Origin of the sequence: Saezia sanguinis (genome assembly GCF_963921665.1) — a bacterium.
Taxonomy (GTDB): Bacteria; Pseudomonadota; Gammaproteobacteria; order Burkholderiales; family Burkholderiaceae_C; genus Saezia; species Saezia sanguinis.
Map to the genome: position 1 here is coordinate 63,592 of NZ_CAWUGC010000001.1, position 25,520 is coordinate 89,111.

The 25,520-nt window shown below is 53.6% G+C and carries 25 protein-coding genes; 21 read left to right on the forward strand and 4 right to left on the reverse strand.

Translation table 11 applies throughout. The annotated features are described in order from the left end of the window. Positions 1–28: 28 nt before the first annotated feature. Positions 29–358: a zinc ribbon domain-containing protein YjdM gene (locus tag AACY98_RS00285; RefSeq protein ID WP_339800128.1), complete on the forward strand. Its 330-nt coding sequence runs from the start codon at positions 29–31 to the stop codon at positions 356–358. Between the two features lie 119 nt (positions 359–477). Here the strand turns inward: AACY98_RS00285 and AACY98_RS00290 are convergent, their stop codons facing one another. Both AACY98_RS00290 and AACY98_RS00295 read right to left on the reverse strand, forming a co-directional pair. Then, the gene (locus tag AACY98_RS00290) at positions 478–1,362 is read right to left on the reverse strand and encodes a hypothetical protein (RefSeq protein ID WP_339800131.1); all 885 of its coding nucleotides are present in this window, start codon (positions 1,360–1,362) and stop codon (positions 478–480) included. Positions 1,363–1,502: 140 nt separating this feature from the next. Beyond that, positions 1,503–2,465, reverse strand: coding sequence for a hypothetical protein (locus tag AACY98_RS00295; RefSeq protein WP_339800134.1), 963 nt, complete (start codon positions 2,463–2,465; stop codon positions 1,503–1,505). A 220-nt stretch (positions 2,466–2,685) separates the two neighbouring features. On the opposite strand from AACY98_RS00295, the gene AACY98_RS00300 reads away from it, so the two are divergent. After that, positions 2,686–2,967 (forward strand): GNAT family N-acetyltransferase, encoded by a 282-nt coding sequence (locus AACY98_RS00300; RefSeq protein ID WP_339800138.1) that lies wholly within the window; start codon positions 2,686–2,688, stop codon positions 2,965–2,967. Between the two features lie 84 nt (positions 2,968–3,051). Here the strand turns inward: AACY98_RS00300 and AACY98_RS00305 are convergent, their stop codons facing one another. Together AACY98_RS00305 and AACY98_RS00310 are read right to left on the reverse strand one after the other, a co-directional pair. Then, positions 3,052–3,906, reverse strand: coding sequence for a DUF2071 domain-containing protein (locus AACY98_RS00305; RefSeq protein WP_339800141.1), 855 nt, complete (start codon positions 3,904–3,906; stop codon positions 3,052–3,054). Between the two features lie 177 nt (positions 3,907–4,083). After that, positions 4,084–4,947 (reverse strand): GntR family transcriptional regulator, encoded by an 864-nt coding sequence (locus tag AACY98_RS00310; protein ID WP_339800144.1) that lies wholly within the window; start codon positions 4,945–4,947, stop codon positions 4,084–4,086. 331 nt (positions 4,948–5,278) lie between these two features. Between AACY98_RS00310 and AACY98_RS00315 the strand changes: the two genes are divergently transcribed. From AACY98_RS00315 to AACY98_RS00405, 19 genes are all read left to right on the forward strand, one after another. Further along, positions 5,279–5,956, forward strand: a complete 678-nt coding sequence (locus tag AACY98_RS00315) for an isochorismatase family protein (protein ID WP_126979539.1) — start codon at positions 5,279–5,281, stop codon at positions 5,954–5,956. Further along, positions 5,953–6,870, forward strand: a complete 918-nt coding sequence (locus AACY98_RS00320) for a polysaccharide deacetylase family protein (protein WP_339800148.1) — start codon at positions 5,953–5,955, stop codon at positions 6,868–6,870. Before AACY98_RS00315 ends, AACY98_RS00320 begins: the two co-directional genes overlap by 4 nt. Positions 6,871–6,882: 12 nt before the next feature. Further along, on the forward strand, positions 6,883–7,815 hold the full coding sequence (locus AACY98_RS00325) for a polysaccharide deacetylase family protein (RefSeq protein ID WP_339800151.1): 933 nt from the start codon (positions 6,883–6,885) through the stop codon (positions 7,813–7,815). After that, positions 7,808–9,235 (forward strand): 3-isopropylmalate dehydratase large subunit, encoded by a 1,428-nt coding sequence (gene leuC, locus AACY98_RS00330; protein ID WP_339800153.1) that lies wholly within the window; start codon positions 7,808–7,810, stop codon positions 9,233–9,235. The genes AACY98_RS00325 and leuC overlap by 8 nt, the downstream gene beginning before the upstream one ends. Continuing rightward, positions 9,232–9,852, forward strand: a complete 621-nt coding sequence (gene leuD, locus AACY98_RS00335; RefSeq protein WP_339800156.1) for a 3-isopropylmalate dehydratase small subunit — start codon at positions 9,232–9,234, stop codon at positions 9,850–9,852. The genes leuC and leuD overlap by 4 nt, the downstream gene beginning before the upstream one ends. A gap of 45 nt (positions 9,853–9,897) precedes the next feature. After that, positions 9,898–11,304, forward strand: a complete 1,407-nt coding sequence (locus AACY98_RS00340) for an FAD-dependent oxidoreductase (RefSeq protein WP_339800158.1) — start codon at positions 9,898–9,900, stop codon at positions 11,302–11,304. 94 nt (positions 11,305–11,398) lie between these two features. Next, on the forward strand, positions 11,399–12,622 hold the full coding sequence (locus AACY98_RS00345) for an ABC transporter substrate-binding protein (RefSeq protein ID WP_239442154.1): 1,224 nt from the start codon (positions 11,399–11,401) through the stop codon (positions 12,620–12,622). An 85-nt stretch (positions 12,623–12,707) separates the two neighbouring features. Continuing rightward, positions 12,708–13,580, forward strand: a complete 873-nt coding sequence (locus tag AACY98_RS00350) for a branched-chain amino acid ABC transporter permease (protein ID WP_126979547.1) — start codon at positions 12,708–12,710, stop codon at positions 13,578–13,580. After that, on the forward strand, positions 13,577–14,530 hold the full coding sequence (locus AACY98_RS00355; RefSeq protein ID WP_126979549.1) for a branched-chain amino acid ABC transporter permease: 954 nt from the start codon (positions 13,577–13,579) through the stop codon (positions 14,528–14,530). Before AACY98_RS00350 ends, AACY98_RS00355 begins: the two co-directional genes overlap by 4 nt. 17 nt (positions 14,531–14,547) lie before the next feature. Further along, positions 14,548–15,294, forward strand: a complete 747-nt coding sequence (locus AACY98_RS00360; RefSeq protein WP_126979704.1) for an ABC transporter ATP-binding protein — start codon at positions 14,548–14,550, stop codon at positions 15,292–15,294. After that, positions 15,287–15,985, forward strand: a complete 699-nt coding sequence (locus tag AACY98_RS00365; protein WP_126979551.1) for an ABC transporter ATP-binding protein — start codon at positions 15,287–15,289, stop codon at positions 15,983–15,985. Before AACY98_RS00360 ends, AACY98_RS00365 begins: the two co-directional genes overlap by 8 nt. A 33-nt stretch (positions 15,986–16,018) precedes the next feature. Next, the gene (locus AACY98_RS00370; protein WP_339800162.1) at positions 16,019–16,876 is read left to right on the forward strand and encodes an isocitrate lyase/PEP mutase family protein; all 858 of its coding nucleotides are present in this window, start codon (positions 16,019–16,021) and stop codon (positions 16,874–16,876) included. A 181-nt stretch (positions 16,877–17,057) separates the two neighbouring features. Beyond that, on the forward strand, positions 17,058–18,290 hold the full coding sequence (locus AACY98_RS00375) for a porin (RefSeq protein WP_339800165.1): 1,233 nt from the start codon (positions 17,058–17,060) through the stop codon (positions 18,288–18,290). 192 nt (positions 18,291–18,482) lie between these two features. Continuing rightward, complete coding sequence (locus AACY98_RS00380) at positions 18,483–19,346, forward strand: pirin family protein (protein WP_126979557.1); 864 nt, start codon at positions 18,483–18,485, stop codon at positions 19,344–19,346. 282 nt (positions 19,347–19,628) lie between these two features. Continuing rightward, positions 19,629–21,302 carry a mucoidy inhibitor MuiA family protein gene (locus AACY98_RS00385; protein ID WP_339800169.1) on the forward strand — a complete coding sequence of 558 codons (1,674 nt, stop codon included), beginning with the start codon at positions 19,629–19,631 and terminating at the stop codon, positions 21,300–21,302. 61 nt (positions 21,303–21,363) lie between these two features. Further along, complete coding sequence (locus AACY98_RS00390; protein ID WP_339800172.1) at positions 21,364–23,031, forward strand: mucoidy inhibitor MuiA family protein; 1,668 nt, start codon at positions 21,364–21,366, stop codon at positions 23,029–23,031. A gap of 161 nt (positions 23,032–23,192) precedes the next feature. Next, positions 23,193–23,990, forward strand: a complete 798-nt coding sequence (gene thiM / locus AACY98_RS00395; RefSeq protein ID WP_339800175.1) for a hydroxyethylthiazole kinase — start codon at positions 23,193–23,195, stop codon at positions 23,988–23,990. Between the two features lie 87 nt (positions 23,991–24,077). Further along, on the forward strand, positions 24,078–24,665 hold the full coding sequence (locus AACY98_RS00400) for an IMPACT family protein (RefSeq protein WP_339800177.1): 588 nt from the start codon (positions 24,078–24,080) through the stop codon (positions 24,663–24,665). A 173-nt stretch (positions 24,666–24,838) separates the two neighbouring features. Then, positions 24,839–25,504, forward strand: a complete 666-nt coding sequence (locus AACY98_RS00405) for a DUF2242 domain-containing protein (RefSeq protein WP_126979567.1) — start codon at positions 24,839–24,841, stop codon at positions 25,502–25,504. Positions 25,505–25,520 lie beyond the last annotated feature (16 nt).

Below are 25,520 nucleotides of genomic sequence, written 5' to 3' on the forward strand. Positions count from 1 at the left end.
CGGCCTGCACACTGACTTTGATTTTGACATGTCCCAACCTGCCTGCCCCGTTTGTTCTTTGAACGATGTTCTTGACTTTCCCGACCATTATGAGTGTGCCACCTGCGGGCATGAATGGGAGCGGGAGGATAAGGCTTCAGATGCGGCCCGAATTGTCAAGGACGCCAATGGCAATGTACTGGCTGACGGGGACAGCGTGACCTTGATCAAGGACCTGAAGCTGCGTGGTTCTTCCGAGGTGATTAAACAGGGCACCAAAGTGCGCAGCATCCGCCTGGTTGATGGCGACCATGAAATTGACTGCAAGGTGGACGGTGTTTCAATGGCACTTAAAGCCTGTTTTGTGAAAAAAGCCTGAAAACAGCTTGAAAGCAGCCTGAAACAACGAATAGGCTTTGCATCGCCGGCGTTCATCGGGCTTTTATGACCCCTGGCTTTGAGTGTGCATAAGAGCGCATTCGTTTTTGCACGCTGTTTTCAATGGCGTTCATGTGGGCGCTGTGCGCGGTAGCGTTCTCTCCAGTCCAGGTCGTCGTCATTTTCATCATCGTCAGCTTCTTCCTGCCGGGTTGGGCTGGATGCCGGTGTGAAGAACCATAATATATAAAGCGCCACAATGCCCCAGACACCTGCCCACATCAGCAGGCGCCAGATCCGTGGAATTTCCTGAATGATCTGGACATGCGTGGCATACACTGTTTCGCACGCACCTTGCCCTGTATCTGTCCGGGTGGTGCTGGTACCGCGGATTCTGTGACTGGCCGTGCCGTATTCGGCCAGGTAGCCTTTGAAGTAAATCTGGTCGCCGATGCGGACATCACGCAGAATTTTCGCAACCTCCTGGTTGCCAATGAGCATGTGGTTATTGCTGACACGGTTGATATCAAATGCGCGGTAGACTTCGTAACCGCCTTTGCTTTCAAAAAAGCAGGTCCATTCGCCGCTTCTGAATTTAATCTGCTGGTAGATGCCACTGAATGCATTGTTCCCCCAGACCACGCATAAGTCAGTCGTATTCAGGTAGTCTCCCCAGCGCGCATGAGAGTTGCTGAGAAAACTGGAATTGGCCTCATGCTTGCTGACCACCAACCCATAAAGCTCATAGGTGTACAGCGGTTTCACGTAATATGTCGTGCCGTGTTCGGTCTGGGTAAATTCTGCCACTTGGGCGCTTTGTTGCAGCGGCTCGTGCCCGAGCTCCGGCAGCATGGCATCCGGGGTGGGCATTCGGCCATCCATCACCCAGCCTGCAATCAGCAGCCCGACACATAATACAAACAGATATTTGTAGGTGCGCGAGATCAAAAATAAAAAAGACTGGACCGGTATGGGAACCAGGTTTTTGATGGCTGAAATCGACATGCTGTTTTTAACTTTAAAAATAACGTTTGCCGGCCCCGCACGTAAGTAAATGGTTCTTCACAACGATGAACATATAAAGCATCGGGTGTTCAGGCAGTTTGGAGCATGAGTTATTTTAAATGATATCAATGTGTAACAGCCTATTGACCCAGTGTCTGAAGGTAATTCTGCATGGCTGCAGAGCGGAATTGTTCCGGAATATCTTCAAAGATTTTTTGCGGATGCCTGACCTGCATGAAGCATTGCTCATACAGCGCATGCAGATCAACAGCCAGTGGTACACGCAGCAGGCTTTTGGGAGAGAGTTGCATGGCTGCGACCATCACTTTTTCGGTACAGGCGTTTTGGGGAATCTGCCCGACCATTTCGGATAGGAGCATACGATCCAACGGGCTGTTTTCGGCAAATAAGGCCAGATAGAATGCTTCCGTGGTTTTCAGTTGTTTCGGCACTTTTTTCAGTACAGCGGGGTTTTTCCACACCAGTGCAACCCAGTCTTCAACGCTGTCCGGTTTTTTTTCATCTGTGGTTGCGATAACACGCTGGCCATCGCGCAGGGCGCGCAGTATATCCCCCCACAACTGAATGCGTGGCGATAACAGCGGTTTTAAGTTGGCAGGAATCCGGGCGCTGTTATCGATGCTTTCGGTGATTTTTATCTGGCAGGCAACATCTTTCGGGCTGAATTTCCCGGATTGAATAAACGTATTGAGGCCGATGGATATGGCGTGGTCTTCATTGATCAGAATAGTGGTTATCAGCCTGCCCCATATGTCCAGTTCTCCATGGTTATAAAACCCGTATACCGCGTCTGAGATGGACGCATCTTTTTTGATGATGATACTGGCGCCGCCGCTGACGATATTACGGGCCCGGCAGTTACCCATCACGATAAGGAACGGGCCGCCATCCGCACTGGTATTCAAAATGGATTCCGTGACATGCAGGTCTGCGGTAATGACAATACCATCAATATCGTTCAGGCGGATGTTTTGGGATGCCGAATTTGACTGAATCCATTGTTCATAAAGCGTGTTGCGATCCCAGTCCAGATGCAGGTGCCCATCTATATGTGCATCTCCCTGATGCAACAGGATACGCATTTCTTCTTTAACCCACTTTGGAAATGGAAATTTGTCTTTAAGATCCCGGACTTGAACAACGGATAACATGGCAATATGACTTCAATCAGGTTGATACGGTATTCAGATCTTATCATTATGCGTATTAAGGTCCTGCGTAGCCTGTGCTGTTCATGCCTGAGACAGAAAGAGGTTAGCGGCAAGCGTTATACTGTGAGTTATTTCAACCGATGGTATTCATATGCATTTCATAGATCAGGGAAGCCGCATTATTGCAGTGGATGCAAGTGAGCAGGAAGTGGGTGAAATTACATTTACCCGGATGGGAACAGATCTGGCATCTTTTGACCATACCTTTGTCAATCCGGAGCTGCGCGGCCACAGCATTGCGGAAATGCTGGTGCAAAAAGCCGCAGAAGTCATGCGCAAAGAAAACCGCAAAGTATTGCCCCATTGCAGTTATGTAGAGCGCCTGTTTGAGCGCAAAAAAGAATATGCGGACATCTGGGCGCAGGATGAATAAAACCTGCGTGGTGTAACCAAAATAACCAAAAGGTATGGTTTGGCTTTGACGGTGGGCCAATGCCTTTTATGCCAAAGCATAGGTCTATAAAATCTGCTCCCATAAAACCTGGAACTGAACCTGGGGGACTGCAAATGCAAAAAGTTCGCTCGGATTGGCGCCCAACTGCTCAAGAAAGGGCAGTTGTATGTCATCAACCTGTAATGGCAGTGCCTGTGAGGTATCAATGGGCAGCTCAATACCGGCATGTGCAATGCGGTTGATGCTCTCCACATGAACCACTGCGCTGTGTTGCAGGCAGATGTGTGTTAAGGCCTGATTCCAGTCGCCATACCATTGGGAAAATTCAGGCGGCAGTTTTTTTTGTGAGATCTGGCGCGCAGTGCAGGAGAGTGCCGGCGCACTGCCTTGTCCTGATGAAATGTGCGTGCTGTAGGTGCCTTCTGCGGCGGTGTGTTCAAATTCTGCCGCGAGGTGCGAGGGCAATGCATCGCTGAAAATGCGGCTGCCGGCTGTATAGAGGAAGCTGTTCAAAATGTTTTTAAGAAACAGGACAATACCTGCGCCGGATGTGCCATCGGGCAGGGTGTCCAGATAAAGCCGCCAGTTGCTTTGCAGGGGCGAGGGGAATATGCCGCGCAGCGGGCCCATAAATATCGGGCCGAAATGGCGGTGCCTGTACGTGAGAATGGTAAACAGTGTGCGGCCATTTTGCTGTTTGATCTGCAGGCCGTCAGGAATATAGCCCCGCAGAGCATCAATATCAACCAGCCAGTTCAGGTAAACGATGTCATGCACACCACTTTCCAGTTTGACAAACGGCAGCCTGGATATGGTGGCCCGTCTGGCCGCAAGCAGGCGGTGGCTATTGAGCAGCTTATTGCAGCACTTTCCCCATAAATGGGGGCTGGGGTAGATGAATTCGTTGTTGGAATCCATGGTGAATCTCCTTTTGATTTGTCTTTCGCAAAGGCACTTTACGGATGTGCATGCTTCTGAATAAGCATAGGTGTATGCCGTTTTATTGTCAGTATATACTATTTTTACTATAATTTCTTTAATTACAGAAATTATTAACAAGACAATGCGCTTACCAAACCAATGGTCTGTATCGCATCAGAGGGAAAAAGATGTGCGGGTGCCTGATTCGATCTGCAGTTTGTCGTCGCTGCCGCGAGACCACGCCATGCAGTATTCAAAGCGATCAGAGGGGTAGTGAATCTGGGAGAAGTTAATCGCCCGCTCATTCTGGTCAAAAAATACGCGGTGCAAGCGCAGCAAAGGGCTGCCAATCTGCACATTGAGCAACTGGGCAGAGTCAGGGTCTGCCAGTGTGCAGCCAATCGCCTGTTGCACACGGTTGATCACGATGCCGGCGCGCTTCAACAGGTCGATCAACGCCAGTGATTTGAGGTCTTTTGCGGTAAATGTGCGGCCAACCGGTTCAATCACATAGCTGACCGAGTGCGAAAAGGCCTGCTTGTTCAAATAGCGAACCCGGGAGGCACACTGAACAACCGTATCGGCCGGCAAATTCAGTTGTTGTGCAACAAAAGCCGGTGCAGGCAGGTATTCGAACGACTGGATTTTGACGGTGGTTTTATCCGCAATTTGAGACAGGTTGGTAAACAGCCCTTCAATGCTGGCTGTGATGGGCGCACCAACGGATTGTGACGTGTTGCGCTGGGTGACCATGGTGCCGCGCCCGCGCGAGCGGGAAACCAGTTTTTCTGCCGCGAGTTCGTCCAGCGCACGTTTAACGGTGATGCGGCTGACGCCGAATTTTTGCATCAGTTCCGCTTCTGCCGGCAGTATCTGGCCAACCTGGTAGTGCCCGCCAATGATCAGCTCGCGCAATACAACGTAAACCCGGTGATACAAAGGCAGAGGGGATTTATCGTGCAGCGAGGCATCCGCCAGGTTGACGTGTATGTGGGATACGGGAACGGTTCCGTTTTGCGTTTTTTTCAAAGTGGTCATGACAGGAAAAATCAGAATGGATGATGGATTGAGCTGCAACGGCAGTTGGAAAAGGCGGGCGTAAAGCCACTTCCGTATGTTTGACGGTTGCGCATGTATTCAATCTCCCTTTTGTATATATCACTCCCTGCAACAACTGACTGCTTTCAAGCAAGTCATGCAATGAATCACCAAGCCAGAGTGTAATGCGGCTGACTTCGCTTGTAAATTAAGGCATAAGGATTCTCCGCTGGCTAAAACATTAACCCTATTAGGGGAAATACTCATGTCAAATATGTCCTAATTATATAACATTAAGTCATTGAACGATGTTGAGGCCAAGGAGAATTGCATGGAACGATCCGATCAGACTGCACGACAACTTTATGAGGCCATTAAGGCAAAACCAACGCGCCCCCGGCTTGGCTTTGGCCGAAAGCCCATGCTGCTCAGCATCGATCTGCAAAAAGCCTATACCTGTGTGGGCGAGTTTGCAACGGCATACGAAACAGATCCTAAGCAGTTGGAGTATGTGAACCAACTGGCAGCGAAGTTCCGCCAGCTTGGCCTGCCTGTGGCATGGACTTATGTGGCGTATATGGAGTCGGGCGAAGACTGCGGCCTGTGGGGAACGCGCAGCAACACGCCGGATTCGTTGCAGAATATCAAGGTGGGTTCCAGGCGCGCAGAGTTTGATGACCGCCTGCAGGTGGATCAGGTGCGCGACATCATCATCAATAAACGCATGGCGTCGGCCTTTTTTGAAACCCACCTGCGCTCTTTGATGACCTGGCACGGCTGCGATACGATCATTCTGACCGGTGGTTCCACATCGGGCTGTATCCGGGCGGCTGTGGTGGACGGCCTGTCATGCGGCTACCGGATGATCGTGCCGGAAGAGTGTGTGGCAGACAAACACGAAAGCCCGCATTTTGCGAACCTGTATGACATTGCAGTCAAGTACGGTGATGTGATCCCGGTGGCTGAGGTATTTACCTGGCTGAATCAGTACCCGGGAGATGCGGCATGAGAGAAATGACGACAGAGCTGGGGCTGTATGACTATTTCCCGTATGAGGGGCGGCCCAAAATTACCTGGCCTAACGGTGCCCGTATTGCTGTCTGGGTGGCACCCAATATCGAGTTTTATGAATTTAATCCGCCGCCGAATCCGGTGCGCTCACCATGGGCCAGGCCCAATCCGGACGTGCTGGCGTACTCGCACCGTGACTATGGTAACCGGGCCGGCTGGAAACGTACCATGGCGGCCATGGACGAAGTGGGGGTGCGTGGCTCGGTGTCGCTGAATGTGGCGATGTGCGAGCACCACCCGGAAATTATCAAGGCCTGCGCCGACCGGGGCTGGGAGTTTTTTTCGCACGGTATTTATAACACGCGCTACGTGTATGGCATGACGCCTGAGCAGGAGCGCGCCATCATTGTGGATTCCCGCGAGACCATTAAAAAATGGACCGGACAGCGATTGGACGGCTGGCTTTCGCCGGCGTTGTCCAATAATCCGTGGTCAATGGACCTGCTGGCCGAAGAGGGTCTGCTGTATACCTGTGACCTGTTTCATGACGACCAGCCAACGCCTTTGAACGTGGAGCATGGCAGGCTGATCAGTGTTCCCTATTCGCTGGAAATGAATGACATCATCGTTTACAGCACCGATTTTTATACGCCGCGGCACTATGGCGAAGTGATCAAGCGCCAGTTTGATCAACTGTATGAAGAAGGCGCGCAGTCGGGTACGGTCATGTGCATTCCACTGCATCCTTATGCGGTCGGGCAGCCGCATCGCATTGACGCTTTTGCCGAGGCACTGAGCTACATTGCGGATAAAGAGCAGGTGTGGCTGGCGACCGGACGCGAAATTGCCGAATACTATTTGTCCAACTATTACGATGCCGCGAAAAAGAGCATCGCAGCAGTTAACGGTTAAGGGGGAAATATCATGTCTTTAACTCAGGATTACCTAACATACCCCCAGCGCCGCCATGCCATGGACCAGAGCCTGTATGCATGGTCTGACCCCTATGAACGTGCTCCGGTGGCATGGCCCAACGGTGCCTATATGGCATTATGGGTCATGCCGATTGTGCAGTGGTTTCCGCTGAATATGCCCAGCAAGCCATTTCGGGCGCCGGGCGGGCTGACCATGCCGTTTCCCGATTTTCGCCACTATACCTGCCGTGATTATGGCAACCGGGTCGGTATTTTCCGGCTGCTGAAAGTGCTGGATGATCTCAAGTTGCCGGCCTCTGTGGCAATGAATGCTGAGATTGCACTTCGCTATCCAGCGCTGGTGAAAGCGGTGGTTGCCAGGTCTATGGAAGTTGTGGCACATGGCAAAGATATGGGGCATGTACATTACACCGGCATGGCTGATGAGCAAGCGCTGATTGCACAAAGCCTGGCGGTCTTGCGGCAGGCCAGTGGGCAGGCGGTGACCGGCTGGCTGTCACCGGCGCGGGCGCAGTCAGACCAGACGCCGCATCTGCTGGCACAAAATGGCGTGCGTTATGCGTGTGACTGGGCCAATGATGATTTGCCCTATGCCATGAATGTGAACAGTGGCGAGCATTATGCGATGCCGCTGGCACATGAAACCGACGACCGTGTCGTGATGCTGGATTTTCACCACAACGAGGACCAGTGGCTGCAGCAGGTGAAAGACCGTTTTGACGTGCTTTACCGTGAGGCGCAAAAATATGGTGGCCGCGTCATGAGCATTCCGTTGCATGCATGGGTGACCGGAGTGCCGTATCGGGTGGGCAAGGTACGCGAACTGCTGGAGTACATTTTGCAGCACGATGGCATCTGGCCTGCAACCGGAGCGCAGATTCTGGATGCATTCATTGCGTCGCAAAAGGTGGCCCATGGCTGAGGTGCGTGATCCGTCTTCTGCTGGCAAGTCCATGTTTCAGAAAATATGGGACAGCCATGTCATTATGGCGCGCGAAAACCGGCCGACATTGCTGTATGTTGACCGGGCCATGATCCATGAAGGTTCGTTCCATGCGTTTGCCCAGATGCGTCAGCGCCATCTGTCGGTACGCTCTCCCAGGCAGATACTGGGTATTGCCGATCATTATGTGCCCACCCGGGCCAGAACGGCTGATGGTGCCGCAACCCCCGAGATTGCACACATGATCCGGCAGTTTGACGATAACATGCACTGGGCCGGAATTCCCAATTTTTCCCTGGCAGATCAGAGCCAGGGCATTGTGCATGTGGTGGGGCCTGAACAGGGCTATACACAGCCGGGCATGGTGGTGGTGTGCAGCGACAGCCACACCTCAACGCATGGGGCATTAGGCAGCATTGCCTTTGGCATCGGGCAGTCTGAAACGGTACATGTCATGGCCACACAGGTGCTGTGGCAGGGCCGGCCGCGCGTGATGCGCATTCGTGTCGACGGGCAGCGCGCAGCAGGCGTTTCCGCCAAGGATGTGATTCTGGCCATCATTGCGCACATTGGCTCGTCAGGTGCAACGGGTTACGCCATTGAGTATGCAGGCGATGTTTTTTCCGGCATGTCCATTGAGGAGCGGCTGACCGTGTGCAATATGTCTATAGAGGCAGGTGCACGCTGTGGCATGGTGGCTCCGGACGACACCACCTTTGAATATCTGGCCGGGCGTCCGATGGCGCCGAAAGGCGCTTTGTGGGAGCAGGCCGTTGCATATTGGCGCACGCTGCCTTCGGATGACAACGCGGTGTTTGACCGCGAGGTGCAGATAGACGGCTCACAGATCGAACCGATGGTTACCTGGGGCACCAGCCCGGAAAATGCACTGCCAATCAGTGCCTGTGTGCCAGACCCTGATGCCATCAGCGATCCGCTGCGGCGGTCAGCCGCACAGGCGGCACTTCAGTATATGGACTTGCAACCGGGAACACCGCTGGAACAGGTGGCGGTGGATACAGTCTTTATCGGCTCATGCACCAACAGCCGGTTGTCAGACCTGCGGGCTGCCGCTGCCGTATTGAAAGGGCGCAAGGCCGTGGTGCCCGGCATTGTGGTGCCCGGGTCGGGGCTGGTGAAACGCGATGCAGAGGCAGAAGGACTGGATCGTATATTTAGAGATGCGGGGCTGGAGTGGCTGGATTCCGGCTGTTCCATGTGTGCAGCGATCAACGGTGATGTGGTGCCTGCGGGCAAGCGTTGTGCCTCTACCTCCAACCGCAATTTTGTGGGCCGGCAGGGGCCGGGTGCCCGCACCCATCTGATGAGCCCGGCGATGGTTGCCGCAGCAGCCGTGACCGGACATTTAACCGATGTACGAAAACTGGCAGGTGCATGATGCAGGCATTCATCCGTAAAACAGGCCGTGCCGCACCGCTGGAAGGTAAAAATATTGATACCGACCAGATTGTGCCGGCCAGATTTTTAAAAACAGACCGCAAGCAGGGTTATGGTCACATACTTTTTCATGACTTGCGTTTTGATGCGCAGGAGCAGGAGATTGCCGGGTTTGTTTTAAATCAGCCGAAATTCCGGAATGCTCAGATTCTGCTGGCAGATACCAATTTTGGTTGCGGCTCGTCACGCGAAGCAGCCGTCTATGCGTTGTATGACTATGGTATACGCACCATCATTGCGCCCAGTTTTGGGGACATTTTTTATAACAACTGTCTGAAAAACGGCATTGTTCCGGTGCGTCTGGATGAACAGTTGATTGCCAGCCAGCGGATGAAACTCTCGCAGGCGGAGCATGTCATCATGACGGTTGATCTTGAAAAGCTGGAAGTGATTTTTCCCGATGGTGCTAAAAGCCACTTTGAGCTCGATCCGTTCTGGCGCGAGTGTTTACTCAAGGGGGTTGATGACCTGGAGCTGACATTAGGGTATCAGAAAGAAATTCAGGAATTTGAGCAGCGTTATTTGTGTGAGCGTCCTTGGCTGCAAATGCAGGCCTGATTCTTGCGTTGTAGTTAAGTTATTCGATAATAAAAAGGAGGCAACATGCCGGTTAAACCCGCATCACAGGCTGAATTTGAGATTTATGTTCCCTTGCTGGTGATTGGTGCAGGCGCTTGTGGGCTGGTTGCGGCATTGAGTGCGGCACGGTCCGGCGTGGCAGTTCTGGTGCTGGAGCGTGATGCGACGCCGATGGGCAGCACTTCACTGTCAGCAGGATTGATTCCGGCAGCCAATACGCGGTTGCAGCGCGAAAAAGGTATTACCGACAGCGCTGAACAGTTTGCCGCCGATTTAAGAGCCAAGGCACATGACCTGAACGACCCGGTGATCGTGCAAAGAATTGCCGAAATGTCCGGCCCCACCATGGACTGGCTGATTGATGAGGAAGGGCTGGACTTTCATCTGGTGGAGGGGTTTCGTTATCCGGGGCATTCACAGTTGCGCATGCACGGGCCGAAAAGCCAGGCCGGTGCAGACCTGGAGGGTATGTTGCTGAGTGCTGCCACAAAGGCAGGGATTGACATACTGACAGAAGCTTCTGTACAGGATTTGTATGTGCACGATGACGGCCGGGTTGCTGGTGTTGGTTTCAGCCGCCCTGATGGCTCCGTGGAACTGGTTGGCTGCGATGCTGTGATTCTGGCGTGTAACGGCTTTGGCGGCAATCCGGAAAAAGTCCGGCAGTATATTCCTGAAATGGCGCAGGCCCAGTACTGTGGGCACGAGTCCAATACAGGGGATGCACTGGACTGGGGCGTGGCGCTGGGCGCTGCAACCAAAGATCTTGGCGCCTATCAGGGGCATGGGTCGGTTGCCTCGCCGCACAGTGTACCGCTGACCTGGGCGGTGATTGCCCAGGGAGGCATCCAGGTCAACATCAACGGCGAGCGTTTTGCCAATGAGATGCGCGGTTATTCTGAACATGCACAAGAAGTGCTGAAGCAGCCCGAGCAGTTAGCGTGGGACATTTATGACGCCCGCGCAGAAATACCGGCACTGGCTTTTCATGATTACCAGCAGATTGTGTCGCTGGGCGGTATCAGGCATGCAGACAGTGTGGAGGAACTGGCCCAGGTGACGGGCCTGCCGCTGGACGCGCTCAGAAAAACGCTGGCCGATGTTGCAGCTTATGCCAGGGGTGAAAAACAGGATCCGCTCGGGCGCGACTTTACAACCAACCCGCCGCTGGCAACACCGTATCGCGCCGCGCGTGTCACAGGTGCATTGTTCCATACGCAGGGCGGACTGGTGATTGATACACAGGCCAGGGTGTTGCGTGAGGGTGGTGAACCTTTGCCCAACCTGTATGCGGGTGGGGGTGCTGCACGCGGACTGTGCGGACCGGCGGCGTTTGGCTATTTGTCAGGTAATGGTTTGTTGTCGGCAGTTGTTCTGGGGCGCATTGCAGGACTGGCTGCGGCGCAGCAAATCGAAGAAGAAGCGGCATGACCTGTTTGCAGGGTGCCGGATAAAAAGCAAGATCATGGCTGAATTCGGGCATGATTTTTATAAGTGAGACTTGATCTTGAATTGGAGAATGGTTATGAACATGAAACGCAATGACTTCAGTCGTCGGACCTTTCTGAAAGCCGGGGTTGCCGGTGCCGCGACAATCAGTGTTCCAAATCTGTCCTGGGGGCAGACACCCCCCACAATCAAAGTGGGTGTGCTGCAACCTGTGACGGGAACCTTCTCCATGGATGGCGGATATGGCCGCACCGGTGCTGAATTTGGTATTGCGCACATCAATGCCAACGGAGGTATTAAGGCATTGGGCGGGGCTAAACTTGAGATGGTGTTTGCCGATGCCCGCTCCAACCCCGAAGCGGCGGTGCAGGAAGTGGAGCAACTGAAAGCGCATGGTGTGGCGGCCATTGTTGGCGGCTTTTCTAGCCCGATCTGTCTGGCGGCTTCGCAGGCGGCATCCCGCTACAACCTGCCTTTTATTGTGGATGTAGGCGTTTCAGAGCAGATTGTGACGCGTGGTCTGAAAAATACTTTCCGTTTTTCACCGGGGTTTGAAATCTGCACCAAAACCGCCATTGATAATCTGGTCACGCTCAATAATGCGGCAGGGCGTCCGGCCAAAACCATTGTGCTGGTGCATGAGGATGGGCTGTATGGAACCGGCCTGGCAAAGCTGATGGCGCAGGAACTGCCTAAGCACGGCTTTGAAATTCTGGACACCATCTCCCACCCGACACCGGCCAGAGACATGTCCAACGTGGCGTTGCGCATCAGGTCACTGCGGCCGGACCTGATCGTGCCGTCATCCTATTATGCTGAAACGGTGCTGCTGATGCGCACGCTGCAACAGCAACGCGTGCGGGTCAAAGGGGTGTACTCGGTGTTGAATGGCGCAGCGTCCAACCTGCGCTTTATTGACGAGTTTCCGCAGGCTGCGGAAAACATCATGGACTGCAACCACTGGCATGACCCACGCAAACAACTGGCGCTTGATTTCCGCAAGCAGGTGGATGTTTCCAAAAAAGGCTGGAATTACAACGTGCCATTGAATTTCTCGGCGATACAGTTGCTGGCCGACGCCATTGAGCGTGCCGCTTCGGTGGACCCGGGGGCGCTCAACGAGGCACTGGCTTCATCGACGTTTGAAGGCCATATCATGCCTTACGGGCCGACACGTTTTGAAAACGGGCAGAACACCGGCGCCATGCCTGTGGTGCTGCAGGTACAGCAAAGCGATATCAAGGTGGTGTACCCGCATGAATTTTCAGATGCCAAACCCAATTACCCGCTGCCGACCTGATAGGCGAAAAAGAGCCAGGGCTGGGGGAGCCGGCCTTTGCTCTGCCTTTTGGCTGATTGCAATAAAACAATAGAGAGCTGCTTTTATGTATCCACCAAGTATTGTCATTGAAGCTGTTTTGAACGGTATGCTGACCGGTTCAATCTACGCTTTGGTAGCGCTCGGGCTGACACTGGTATACGGCGTTTTGCATATCATTAATTTCTCGCACGGTGCCATGCTGGCGGCTGCCATGTTCATTGTGCTGAGTATTCACCAGAAGTTCGGTCTGGACCCTTACTGGCAGATTGTCATACTGGTTCCGCTGATGTTTGCTGCGGGGTATCTGGTGCAGCGCTACATCATAGGACCGGGCAGCCACGGCAAAGATGAAAATGTTTTGCTGATTACTCTGGGGCTGTCGATTGTGATTGAGAATGTGCTGCTGGCAATATACCGTTCAGACATCCGCACCATCAATACGAGTTATTCGTTTGATGTGTTTGAGGTGGGGCCGTTCATTTTTTCCCAGGCCCGTGTGTTCGGGCTGGTGGCATCGATTCTGACTGCGATTGTATTGTGGCTGTTCCTGTCTAAAACCAGCATCGGGCGGGCCATACGCGCGGTTTCCAAAGAGCAGTTGGGCGCGCGGCTGGTAGGCATCAATGTGCAGAAAATTTTTGCCATCACATTTGGCATTGGCGCAGCGTGTCTGGCCGTTGCTAGTTGCCTGCTGCTGCCGATTTTTTATGTCAGCCCAAATGTCGGCAATACGTTTGTGCTGGTGGCCTTTACCGTGGTGGTGCTTGGTGGCATGGGGTCAATCTCGGGCGCATTGATCGGTGGATTGTTCATTGGTGTGATTGAGAGTCTCAGTGGCCTTTTTCTGGGTGAAAGTTTGGGGCAGATAGGTATTTTTGTGACCTTTATTCTGGTTCTTCTTTTCCGTCCAACAGGATTATTTGGAGCAAAAGCATGAAACCTTATTTCCCCATTTTCATTGTTGCGGTTGTACTGGCCCTGTTTCCTGTGGTGACAGATTCCAACGTGTTGCTGACGCTGTTGATTTATTCGCTGATCATTGGTCTGGCAGCCCAGGGCTGGAATGTGCTGGCTGGCATTGCCGGGCAGAATTCTTTTGGACATGCGGCTTTTTTCGGCACCGGGGCCTATGTGATCAGCCTGTGGCAGACCAATCTGCATATGAATCCGTGGGTCGGCTTTCTGATTGCGCTGCTGGTGGGGGCGGCATTGGGTTCCATCATCGGCTATCTGGCATTTCGTGCCGGGTTGCGCGGCTCTTATTTTGCTCTGGTCACCCTGGCCATTGCCGAAGTGCTGCGGGTGCTGGCCAATGCGGCGTCTTTTACCGGCGGGGCGGCCGGGTCCTTGCTGCCGATCAATCCCGGGTGGGAGCATTTCCAGTTTTCAGACCGGCGTTATTTTTACTGGATTACGCTGGCGCTGGTGGTTCTGAGTCTGGTGCTGGTCAAGCGGATACAGCGTTCGCGGTTTGGGGCTCAGTTGGTTGCAGTTCGTGAAAATGAGGGGGCCGCGCAGGCGCTGGGCATCAATGTGCTGGCGACCAAGCTCAAGGCCATTGCCATTTCGGGGGCCATGACGGCGGCGGCCGGTTGCCTGTATGCACAATGTTTCCTGTATATCGATGCGTCGCTGGTGTATGGCAGCAAGATGTCGGTGGAAATGCTTCTGGCGGCCATTGTCGGCGGTATCGGCACGGTATTCGGGCCGCTGGTGGGTGCTCTGGCGCTTCATGTGCTGAGCGAAGTGGTCAAGGTGTTTGCCGGTGATATTCCGGGCATTGATCTGGCGATTTACGGCGCGGTGCTGATCATGGTGGTCTGTTTCCTGCCGAAAGGGCTGTTGAGTCTGGGCACCCGTTTGCGTAAGAAAAAATATCTCAGATAACCGGAGGAGTCGCCATGATGCTTCAGATGAAAAATATCACCGTGCGTTTTGGTGGCCTGACGGCTAACAAGGATGCTTCACTGGATGTCCAAAAAGGGTCCATCACCGGGCTGATCGGCCCGAACGGTGCCGGTAAGACAACGCTGTTTACCGTGGCCTCCGGATTTTTAAAGCCCAATGAAGGCCAGGTGTTGTTCAACGACCAGGATATTACGGCGTTGCCGCCTTATAAACGTGCCAGCATGGGCATGGCCCGTACATTTCAGATTGTGCAGCCGTTTGCAGGACTGACCACGCTGGAAAATATCACGATTGGCGCCTACCTGCGCCATACCCATCGGGATGATGCATTCCAAAAAGCGCGTGAGGTGGGGATCCGGGTCGGGCTGGAAAAAGAGCTGAACCGGCCTGCTTCGGGGCTGACGATTTCAGGCCGTAAACGTCTGGAACTGGCTCGCGCACTTGCGACCGAGCCGCAACTGATTTTGCTAGACGAGGTGCTGGCCGGGCTGAATCCGTCGGAGATCAAAAATATCATACCGGTGATTCAGGATATCCGCGCCAGCGGTGTGACGGTGTTCATGATTGAGCATGTGATGCAGGCTGTTGTCAGCCTGTGTGACTATGTCTATGTGTTGTCGCAGGGGCAGTTGATTGCGCAGGGAACATCTGCACAGGTTGTGGCGGACCCGCATGTCATTGAAGCGTACCTGGGCCATGGTGCGGCGGCACGTTTAGCTGAGAAGGAAACACAGCATGCTTGAAATTCGCGGATTGCGGGCCGGTTACGGTTCGGTAGAGGTGTTGCGGGGCATTGATCTGGATGTCAGAAAAGGTGAACTGGTTGCGGTGCTGGGATCCAATGGCGTGGGTAAAACGACGCTGAACATGGTGCTTTCGGGGATTTTGAAAGCCAGTGCAGGAAACATCATGTTTAACGGCCAGCCGCTGGGCAAAGACAGCAGCAAGGTGGTCACCAGCGGGTTGATTCATGTGCCCGAAGGCAGAAAAATTTTTCCGAACATGAGTGTATTGGAAAACCTGGAGCTGGGGAGTTTTTTGCGTGCGTCTGAGCGCATGCATCAAAACCTGGAGCATGTGTTCGATGTGTTTCCCCGCCTGCGGGAGCGCATGGATCAGAATGCCGGGACACTGTCCGGTGGTGAGCAGCAGATGCTGGCGATCGGGCGGGGACTGATGGCCGAGCCGCTGTTTCTGATTCTGGATGAGCCGTCGCTGGGCCTGTCGCCGCTGCTGGTGGAGGAAATGTTCAACCTGATCAAGCGCCTTAACGATGAAGGCATGACGATCATGCTGGTGGAGCAGAACGTTATCCAGTCTCTGGAGCTTGCCAGCAGGGCGTACATCATCGAAAACGGCGAAGTCGCGATTTCAGGGGATGCACAAACGGTGATGAATGATCCGGAGCTGCAGCGTACTTATCTTGGCCTGTAACCACAGGCGGATTTTTAAATGGAGAGATTTTGCATGTCGTTGAAACAAGACTTACAAGCGGCACAGCCGGTGATTGCACCGGGCGTTTATGATGCACTGACGGCGCTGATTGCATCGCAGTACGGTTTCAGGGCTTTGTACCTGTCCGGTGCCGGCATTGCCTATACCCGTCTGGGCAGGCCCGATATCGGGCTGGTTTCGGTGACGGAGGTGGCTGCAACCATCAACCTGATCCGGGACCGGGTGGCGACACCTCTGGTAGTGGATGCCGATAACGGTTATGGCAATGCACTGAATGTGCAGCGGACTGTACGTTTGTTTGAACGCGCCGGGGCCAGTGCACTGCAACTGGAGGATCAGAGCCTGCCCAAGCGTTGCGGGCACCTGTCCGGCAAATCACTGATTTCATGCGCAGAAATGGTGGGCAAGGTGAAAGCGGCAGTCGATGCAAGGGCCTCAGCAGAGACACTGATCATTGCCCGTACCGACGCCATTGCGGTGGAAGGCTTTGAGCCTGCACTGGAGCGTGCCGAGCAGTATGCACAGGCCGGTGCCGATGTGATTTTTGTTGAAGCGCCGCGCAGTCGCGAACAAATGCAGCAGATCAACCTGCGCCTTGGCAAGTACACACCGCTGATGGCCAATATGGTGGAAGGCGGCTTCACGCCGCTGCACAACGCATCAGAGCTGGGTGATATCGGCTATAAGCTGATTATCTTCCCTGGTGGCATTGTGCGTGCCATTGCCTTAACGGCCAACCGTTATTATGCGTCCTTGTTCCAGAACCAGACCAATGAGCCTTTCCGTGAAAACATGTATGACTTTGATGGCCTGAACCAGTTGATTGGCACACCTGAAATGCTGGCTTTAGGGCAGCAATACGAAGCATGAGTTTCATGCGTAATTGTCTGTAAGGTTGTTTTAGACCTGCAGGGCTGAGCAAACGCCTGCATAGAGGCAGGCGTGTTTTTACCGGATGGATTCACTCACCAAAGCTCCAGCATATGGAGAGGGGTATCTTTGTCTAAAAAATTCTATTGATATGGCATTAATCACTATAAAGGAGACTACCGTGAAGAAAAAAGCGATTGCATTGGGCATATTGGCAGTGCTGGCCGGCACTGCTGCAGCACAGTCAAATCTGACGCTGTATGGCAAGATCGATGTGGGCTATGGTGTCAGTAATGGCGGCAAGGCCGAGGGCGCGCCGGGCCATGAAGGCAAGTTTCAGCAATGGGGGGGCGCCAGAAATACTTCCCGTTGGGGTATCAAAGGTTCTGAAGATCTGGGTAACGGCTTGAAAGCCTATTTCGGGCTGGAACAGGGCTTTCAGCCCGAAAGCGGAAAACCAATGCGCGATGGTTTTGACCGTGGGGCTTATGTAGGGTTGTCGGGCGGCTTTGGTTCAATTCAGGCCGGCAGGCAGAATACCGTGATGTATAACGTGCTGGGGCAGTTTGATGTTTCAGGCACACCGGGGCTGACATCTGCTACGGTTAATTCCGGGCTGTCTGCCATTACCCAGGCATTGGGGTATGGCCGGCAAGTGGATTTTGACGCATGGGGTAATCCGCATGTGGTGGATGGTTCGGGGTTTGGCAACAGCCTGACCCGGGCGGATTCTGTGCTGGCGTATATCTCGCCTGATTTCAGCGGGTTCAGTTTTCAGGCAGCGGTGATTCTTAAAAATGACAATGCTTTCGCCATAGATAACAGTGTGGCTTATCCCGACCCGGTCTGGGGCATGACACTTCCCCGTTATGCACAGGCGAAAAATATGTATTCGGTGGGCGCCACCTATACCCATGGCGGCCTGACGGTGGCCGCAGCCTATGAAAGCAAGCCTTTCAGTTCTCCGGGCACTTCAATCGGCGCTTCGTGGGGGCTTGCCGCCAAATATGACTTCGGGTCGTTCCAGCTTGCCGGCGGGTATTTTGACAACCATTATGAAAGTGACGGCAAAGGTTTTTACATGAGTGTGAAAGTGCCCGTAGGCGCGCTGACTTTGGGTGCACAAGTGGGCTATAACACCGATGCTGTGGCCGGACTGGAAAGCCAGTACACATGGGCTCCGAACACAGGGGTGTCAGGTGCCGGGTTATGGGACATCAACAACTGGTCGGCGTATCAGAGCTATACCGATAAAGAGGTGAAGCCGGTGGCGTGGGAGTTGTTTGCCTTGTATAACCTGTCCAAACGTACCCAGTTGTATGTACAGTATGGCGGTATCAATAACGATGCTAAAGCGTATCTGGCAGCTTCACGCAAGTACAGCTTTGGTCTGGGCATGATTCATGATTTTTAATGTTGTGATTCTCCAGTCATAACAGTTAAAACGCCTGCAACTGCAGGCGTTTTTATTTACAGCAGAGCTTGCTGCTGCAAGTGAAAGACACCATTGGGGGCAAGGGTGTTGACTGTTCCCTTAATATGGTATGGTCTTTATTGTCAACGGTTATGAGGGCGTGTTAAAACGCCCTAGAAAGAAGAGGTCACGATGAATATCAAACAAAGCAGGACCATTGAACAACTGGTTGCCGGACAAGAGACCAGTGATGGCGCTGGCGTGCGCCTGACGCGTGTATTGTCACAGCCGATCATGCAAAAAAGGCTGGATCCTTTTTTGATGCTGGACCATTTCGGCAGTGATGATCCTGACGATTACATTGAAGGTTTTCCAAACCATCCGCACCGGGGGTTCGAAACCATTACGCTGATGTCGCAGGGGCGTATGCGGCACCGTGACAGTGCCGGGCACGAAGGTGTGCTGGAGAGTGGCGGCGTCCAGTGGATGATTGCCGGCAGTGGCGTTGTGCACAGTGAGCTGCCCGAGCAGAAAAGCGGTGTGATGGAAGGGTTTCAGTTGTGGCTGAATCTGCCGGCCAGCCAAAAAATGCTAAAGCCCTGGTATAAGGACTTTCAGGCTGAGGATATTCCGGCCTACACCACCCCTGAAGGGGTGAATGTGAAAGTCATTGCAGGCATTTCCGGTGATGTGCAGGGCGCACACCAGCGTGAGATCACGCAACCGCTGTATCTGGATATCACCATGCCGCCCGGAACCCGGTTTGCCCAGGCCATTGCGCCGCAGGCCAATGCGTTCATTTATGTGTACCGGCAGAATGTGGATGTGCAGGGGACAACCGTGCCGCAGCAGCGCATGGGTATTCTCAATAATGACGCCGGGGCCGATGGCGTGGTATTGCAGGCCCCGGCCGGCAATACGGCAGATGCCCGTGTTTTGCTGCTGGCAGGTAAGCCGTTGCATGAGCCTATTGTGCAGTATGGGCCTTTTGTGATGAATACGCGTGAGGAAATTCTGCAGGCTGCTCTGGACTATCAGAACGGGCTTTTTGCGTGATTCTGATAACGGTCTGAAAAAAACACCTTTTTCCTTGGTGTGATGACCATGTGGTTGCGTGCAGCCACATGGTTTATTTTTATCTGGGAAAGTGCTTTTACAGCCAATCAGCCTTTATTTGCGTATTTGTATAAAAATAGGGTGTCCATTTAACCCCGTTGGCGGATTTGCTCCGTATAACAGGGCATCTGTATGCTGAAGTTGATCATTTTGTTGTTCAATTCTCTCATTTCAGTATTTGAAACGGCCTGTAATTTTGGGGCCATATGCCAAGGAATGTTTATGAACAATTTCTGTCATCGGCTGTATAAAAGAGGGTCTCTTTTATCACTGGTTTTTGCCACTGCACTGGGCATGGTGGCGTTTTCTTCGGGAGCACAAACAACCATGAGTCCAACGGTTCAACCTGTCAAACTGACACATGTCACGGTTTTTCTGCGCGGTGCAGAGTTATTCAGCTCTGACAAACTGACATTGCCGGCTGGCGAGAGCGAGGTGGTGTTCAGCAATGTGGCCGGGCGTATCAATGAGCAAAGCCTGTCCATCTCGGCCAGCAATGGCGTGATGGTGCTGTCTTCGGGGGTGCGGAATGATTTCCTGCAGGATGAGACCCTTTCGCCCCAGGCGCAGCGGATTCAGGATGAACTGGATGCTGCCAGGCTGGAGCGGGAAGGTTTGCAGGTGCAGATCAATGTGATCAAGGAGCAACTGGCGGTACTGAAGGCCAACCGCAGGCTGGCGCAGGATGGGGGCAGCGTTTCGGTAGATGAGCTGAACCGGATGCTGGATTTTGTGGCAGCCAGGGTGAGCGCGGCGCTTAAAGCGCAGGCAGATATTCAGTTGGAACTGCATAAGCTCGATGAACGCATTGGCAGGCTGGAGCAGCAACTGGAGGAAGAGCGCAGCAAAGGGTACCAGCCGGGGGGGCGTATTGTGGTGAAGTTTTATGCGCCGCAGGCGACCACGACAGATTTGAAAATGTCGTATGTGGTGTCTGACGCGGGCTGGGTGCCCACGTATGACCTGCATGTGGAGAAAGTGGGTGAACCGGTTCATCTGACGTACAAGGCCCGTGTATTCCAGAATACCGGGATTGACTGGACCAAAGTGAACCTGACGCTTTCCACCGGCAACCCATCGCAGGGCGTGCAGGCACCTCATCTGTACCCGTGGTTTGTAACGGTGGATCATCCGGTGGCGCTGGCGCAGCAGGATATGGCTCGCGTGGCTGAAAGCGTGATGTATGAAGAAAAAGCGGTACCGATGGCGGCCATGGCCCCGGCGGCACCACGCCGGGCGGTACAGAGCAATACGCTGGATGGTTATGTAAGCACCAATGCCCAGGGCATCAATACCAGTTTTGAAATCAGTATTCCTTACACTGTTCCTTCGGATGGCAAAGGCCATGTGATCATGGTGCAAAGCGCTGATATGGCCGCAGACTACCGGTATGTTACCGTACCCAAGCTGGATTCCGATGTGTTCCTGCAGGCGCGCATTACCGACTGGCAGAACCTGAATTTGTTGCCGGGCGCTACCAGCGTGTATTTTGAAAATTCATTTATCGGCCAGGGGCGGATTGACCTGAACAACATCAAGGATGGGCTGGATGTTTCGCTGGGTCGTGACAAACGCGTCATCATTGACCGTGTGGAAGATAAAAACAACCGGGGAACCGCCGGACTGTTTGGCGGCAGTGCGCAGCGCACATTTGCCTACACTGTCAATGTGCGCAATACACGTGCTGACGCCATCAAACTGGTGATCAAAGAGCAGTTGCCGGTCAGCCAGGATAGCGAGGTTACGCTCAATGACCTCAAACTTGCTGGCGGCGTGCATGATGATAAAACAGGTGAAGTGACATGGACGCTGGATTTGAAAGCCGGCGAGCAGCGCAGCATCACATATTCTTTTGCAGTGCGTTACCCGAAAGATGCGCAGATCATGGGTCTGTGACAGCACCGCCTGAGCAACTGCCCTGAATTGAACCATGAAACAACGACAATGAGGAACTGATATGTACTCACTGAAAACCAAAATACGTACCGTTTTAGCCTCGGTGGTGGCGGTGCCGCTGCTGTGCGGCATGATGTCTTTGCAGGCTTATGCACAGAGTACCACGCAGAAAATCAATCTGGACAATGTGACGGTATTTTTACGCGGCGCCGAGCTGTTCAACTCCGGCTCTGTGCGGCTGCCTGCCGGTGAAAGCGAGGTTGTATTCACCAATGTGGCCGGGCGCATCAATGAGCAAAGCCTGTCTATCTCGGCCAGTAACGGCGTGATGGTGCTGTCTTCGGGCATTCGCAATGATTACCTGGTGGATGAAAACCTGTCTCCCAAAGCGCAGGAGATTCAGAAAGAGCTGGATGCGGTAAAGGCCGAGCGCGAAGGCCTGCAGATTCAACTGAGCGTGATCCAGGAGCAGTTGGCCGTGCTGGAGGCAAACCGCCAACTGGCGCAAAGCGATGGCCGGATTTCTGCTGCAGAAATCGGCAAAATGCTGGACCTGATTTCTACCCGCATGACTGCGGCGTTGAAACAGCAGGTGCAGTTGAATCTGGATGTGTCCAAGCTGGATGAGCGCATTGGCAAACTGGAGCAGCAACTGGATGAGGAGCGCAACAAAGGCTATCAGCCTGGCGGCCAGGTGGTGGTGAAGTTTTATGCACCACAGGCTACCACCAGCCAGGTTCGCATGTCGTATGTGGTCAATGATGCCGGCTGGGTTCCGGCTTATGATCTGCACGTGCCCAAAGTGGGGGCGCCGGTGAATGTGACATACAAGGCCAATGTGTTCCAGAATACCGGCATCAACTGGGACAAGGTGAACCTGACCCTGTCCACCGGCAACCCGTCACAGGGCGTGCAGGTACCCACGCTGCGGCCCTGGCATATTGCTGTGGCCAGGCCACAGCCAGTAAGTACAGCAGCCACTGCTAGCGGATCTGTCAGCAGGGAGTATATGCCGCAACCATCACCTGTCGCTATGCGTGCTGAAGCGCCTACTACGGCATTGTACGGTCGGATACAGACCAATGCGCTGGACGGCTATGTGACCACCAACGCGCAGGGCGTGAACACCAGTTTTGATATTGCCATTCCCTATACCGTACCGACAGATGGTAAAGGGCATATGATTCTGATTCAGAGTGCCCAGGTTCCGGCAAGCTACCAGTATGTGGCAACGCCCAAGCTCGATCAGGATGTTTTTTTGCAGGCACGCCTGACCGACTGGCAGAACCTGAACCTGTTGCCGGGTACTACCAATGTGTATTTTGAAAACTCTTTCATTGGGCAGGGCCGGATTGATCTGAACAACATCAAGGAAGGGCTGGATGTTTCTCTGGGTCGTGACAAGCGCATCATAGTCGAACGTGTCGAAGACCAGAACAACCGGGGTACTGCTGGTTTGTTTGGTGGCAGTGCTCAGCGGACGTTTGCCTACACATTCAACATACGCAATACACGCGGCGAGGCCGTTCAACTGGTCATCAAAGACCAGTTGCCGGTGAGCCGTGACAGTGAAGTCACGCTCAATGACCTCAAACTGGCTGGCGGTGTGCATGATGATAAAACCGGTGAAGTGAAGTGGACGCTGAGCCTAAAAGCAGGTGAGCAGCGCAACATCACTTATTCTTATGTGGTGCGTTATCCGAAGGATGCCAATATCACCGGGCTGTAATCAACGGGAGGGCAGACATTTCAATGGAGGTGGGAACACCTCCATTTTTTGATGTGTTCTGCCCCTATATGCCATGCATTCAATGAGCTGGATCAGAGCAATGAATTGTTTTCAGGGCAAAATACGCATCATTGAATAAACGTGTGAGCAGGAATCGTGGTATGTTGAATCAGCAGATTTTGATGCAGCAGTTGCAGCAGGTGCGCCAGACAGGACCTTTGGTGCACTGCATGACCAATGATGTGGTGGTAAATTTTACCGCCAACGTGTTACTGGCAATTGGCGCTTCCCCGGCCATGGTGATGGCACGGGAGGAAAGTGTGCCTTTTGCCCGGATTGCCTCATCGCTGCTGGTGAATGTGGGCACATTAACGCCGGAGCTTGCAGATTCGATCAAAGCGGCGGTGATCGCTGCGCACGAGGCCGGGAAACCCTGGGTGCTGGACCCGGTGGCTTATGGTGTACTGGATTTCAGAACCCGTTTTTGTGATGGGTTGCTGCAATATCGGCCTGCCGTGATCCGGGGCAATGCAGCGGAAATTGCCGCAATGGGCGGGCAGAAAAGCCTGAGCAAAGGAACGGATAGCCTGACCTCCAGCAATGAGGTGCTGGAGTGTGCCCGCCAACTGGCACGGCAGCATCAGACAATCGTGGCGATGACCGGCCAGACCGACTACGTGACAGATGGCGTCAGCACGTATGCGCTGGATAATGGCCATGAGCAGCTGACGCGCATTACCGGTGCAGGCTGTTCACTTTCAGCGATGGTGGCGGCTTATTGTGCCGTTTGTGAAACCCCGTTGCTGGCCGCTTTAGCGGCACTTTCACATATGGGAATTGCAGGGGAACTGGCCGCTGGCCGCACGCGTGCGGTAGGCAGTTTTGCGGTGGCGTTGCTGGACGAGCTGGATTTGCTGGCACAGAATGGTGTACAGCAGCTTCAGTGCCGGCAGGTCTGAGTTGGCATCTGCGGCTGCGAATAGGAACGCCTGTTTATAACAAATGGGCTGGCATGAACTGGCCAATTTGTGATAGGCTTTGCCCCTATGCCACAGACACTTGCCACACCTGTACACAGTGAATTGATCATTAAAAAAAGCCGGTTTATCGGCTGTGTTCAGCCTGCGACCAACCGTGCGCAGGCGCAGGAAGTGGTGGACCAGTTATGGCAGCAGCACCCGACAGCCACACATATCTGCTGGGCGTTGTTGGCGGGAGGGCAGTCGGCGGCGGTGGACGATGGTGAGCCCGGCGGTACGGCAGGGCGCCCGATGCTGGAGGTGTTGCGCCATCAGGACCTGGAAGGCGTGCTGGCGACGGTGGTGCGCTATTTTGGCGGTGTTAAGCTGGGTGCAGGCGGGCTGGTGCGTGCTTATACCGATGCGGTGGCACAGGCGCTGTTGAATGCGGAGAAAATCCCTCTCATTGTCACGGTGTCGGTGGTCTGTGAATTTGACTATGCACTTGAAGGCCGTGTGCGTTATGCGCTTGAGCAGGAGGGAATTGTCATCAAGCAGATGGAGCATGCGCAGCAGGTGAAAGTGTATTTTGATGTGCCCCAGGCACAGAAGAATCAACTGTATGAGCAGATGATGGCGATGAGTCAGGGGAAAGCCTCATGGAGTGAGGCATAAGGCCGGCAGCGTATAATAGGCACATGATCAGTCATGCCGCAAAGACGTACATATACTCAAAAAACAGACAATGACGTATGATTCGGCGGGCTGCGGCATATTATTTTAAATGAACCAACGGGCAACAGGACCATGAAGGAGTCTGTCAGGTGCTGTGTGAAATCAGGCACATCATGCTGAATGTATCCAAAGTACGGATGGCAATACAACGCTACGGCAGGCTGTTGGGCCTGGCCGGGGTGTGCGCGCTGCTGGGCGGCTGCCTGAATATTTTGCCGACTTCTTACAAGATTTATGATGACAATGAATTCCACGGCGGTGGAGATTTCCATGAGGAATTTGCTGTCAGTCAGAATGTTGCCTGCGAGGCGGCCAGAAGAACACTGCTCAGCCAGGGCTATATCATGGTCAACTCCAACAGGGAGCAGATCATGGCCACAAAGTCTTTTCAACCTACCGGTGAAGAGCATGTGGAAATCAACTTTCATGTGGTCTGCATTGCCGAGCCCGATAACAGGGGCAAAGAACGTACCACGGTTTATGCGACAGCCGTGCAGGACCGCTATACCTTAACCACGGACAATACCTCGGCGAGCCTGGGGCTGCCGGCGCTGGGGTCGGTTTCTGTACCGTTATTTTCTTCTGGCAGTTCGTTGGTGAAAGTGGGGAGTGCAACCATTGTTTCCGGGGATTTTTATGACCGGTTCTTTGCATTGCTGCAACAAAGCATTTATTACCATTACCAGCTTGATATGGAGCAGCAGCCTGCGCTGCCCAGAGCCACGTCTCCGGCAACGGAAGCCCCGGTAGGGAATGCGGCTGAGCGTATCGTGTTTTAAAAAAACATCTGGCACC

What these genes read in the sequence shown, in the direction of transcription:
- AACY98_RS00380 (WP_126979557.1), top strand. Translation starts at nt 18,483, where the DNA reads ATGAATATCAAACAAAGCAGGACCATTGAACAACTGGTTGCCGGACAA.
- AACY98_RS00340 (WP_339800158.1), top strand. Translation starts at nt 9,898, where the DNA reads ATGCCGGTTAAACCCGCATCACAGGCTGAATTTGAGATTTATGTTCCC.
- leuC (WP_339800153.1), top strand. Translation starts at nt 7,808, where the DNA reads ATGGCTGAGGTGCGTGATCCGTCTTCTGCTGGCAAGTCCATGTTTCAG.
- AACY98_RS00290 (WP_339800131.1), bottom strand. Translation starts at nt 1,362, where the DNA reads ATGTCGATTTCAGCCATCAAAAACCTGGTTCCCATACCGGTCCAGTCT.
- AACY98_RS00365 (WP_126979551.1), top strand. Translation starts at nt 15,287, where the DNA reads ATGCTTGAAATTCGCGGATTGCGGGCCGGTTACGGTTCGGTAGAGGTG.
- AACY98_RS00400 (WP_339800177.1), top strand. Translation starts at nt 24,078, where the DNA reads ATGCCACAGACACTTGCCACACCTGTACACAGTGAATTGATCATTAAA.
- AACY98_RS00360 (WP_126979704.1), top strand. Translation starts at nt 14,548, where the DNA reads ATGCTTCAGATGAAAAATATCACCGTGCGTTTTGGTGGCCTGACGGCT.
- AACY98_RS00350 (WP_126979547.1), top strand. Translation starts at nt 12,708, where the DNA reads ATGTATCCACCAAGTATTGTCATTGAAGCTGTTTTGAACGGTATGCTG.
- AACY98_RS00300 (WP_339800138.1), top strand. Translation starts at nt 2,686, where the DNA reads ATGCATTTCATAGATCAGGGAAGCCGCATTATTGCAGTGGATGCAAGT.
- AACY98_RS00310 (WP_339800144.1), bottom strand. Translation starts at nt 4,947, where the DNA reads ATGACCACTTTGAAAAAAACGCAAAACGGAACCGTTCCCGTATCCCAC.
- leuD (WP_339800156.1), top strand. Translation starts at nt 9,232, where the DNA reads ATGATGCAGGCATTCATCCGTAAAACAGGCCGTGCCGCACCGCTGGAA.
- AACY98_RS00405 (WP_126979567.1), top strand. Translation starts at nt 24,839, where the DNA reads ATGCTGAATGTATCCAAAGTACGGATGGCAATACAACGCTACGGCAGG.
- AACY98_RS00315 (WP_126979539.1), top strand. Translation starts at nt 5,279, where the DNA reads ATGGAACGATCCGATCAGACTGCACGACAACTTTATGAGGCCATTAAG.
- AACY98_RS00345 (WP_239442154.1), top strand. Translation starts at nt 11,399, where the DNA reads ATGAACATGAAACGCAATGACTTCAGTCGTCGGACCTTTCTGAAAGCC.
- AACY98_RS00355 (WP_126979549.1), top strand. Translation starts at nt 13,577, where the DNA reads ATGAAACCTTATTTCCCCATTTTCATTGTTGCGGTTGTACTGGCCCTG.
- AACY98_RS00305 (WP_339800141.1), bottom strand. Translation starts at nt 3,906, where the DNA reads ATGGATTCCAACAACGAATTCATCTACCCCAGCCCCCATTTATGGGGA.
- AACY98_RS00370 (WP_339800162.1), top strand. Translation starts at nt 16,019, where the DNA reads ATGTCGTTGAAACAAGACTTACAAGCGGCACAGCCGGTGATTGCACCG.
- AACY98_RS00385 (WP_339800169.1), top strand. Translation starts at nt 19,629, where the DNA reads ATGAACAATTTCTGTCATCGGCTGTATAAAAGAGGGTCTCTTTTATCA.
- AACY98_RS00295 (WP_339800134.1), bottom strand. Translation starts at nt 2,465, where the DNA reads ATGCGTATCCTGTTGCATCAGGGAGATGCACATATAGATGGGCACCTG.
- AACY98_RS00325 (WP_339800151.1), top strand. Translation starts at nt 6,883, where the DNA reads ATGTCTTTAACTCAGGATTACCTAACATACCCCCAGCGCCGCCATGCC.
- AACY98_RS00285 (WP_339800128.1), top strand. Translation starts at nt 29, where the DNA reads ATGTCCCAACCTGCCTGCCCCGTTTGTTCTTTGAACGATGTTCTTGAC.
- AACY98_RS00390 (WP_339800172.1), top strand. Translation starts at nt 21,364, where the DNA reads ATGTACTCACTGAAAACCAAAATACGTACCGTTTTAGCCTCGGTGGTG.
- thiM (WP_339800175.1), top strand. Translation starts at nt 23,193, where the DNA reads ATGTTGAATCAGCAGATTTTGATGCAGCAGTTGCAGCAGGTGCGCCAG.
- AACY98_RS00320 (WP_339800148.1), top strand. Translation starts at nt 5,953, where the DNA reads ATGAGAGAAATGACGACAGAGCTGGGGCTGTATGACTATTTCCCGTAT.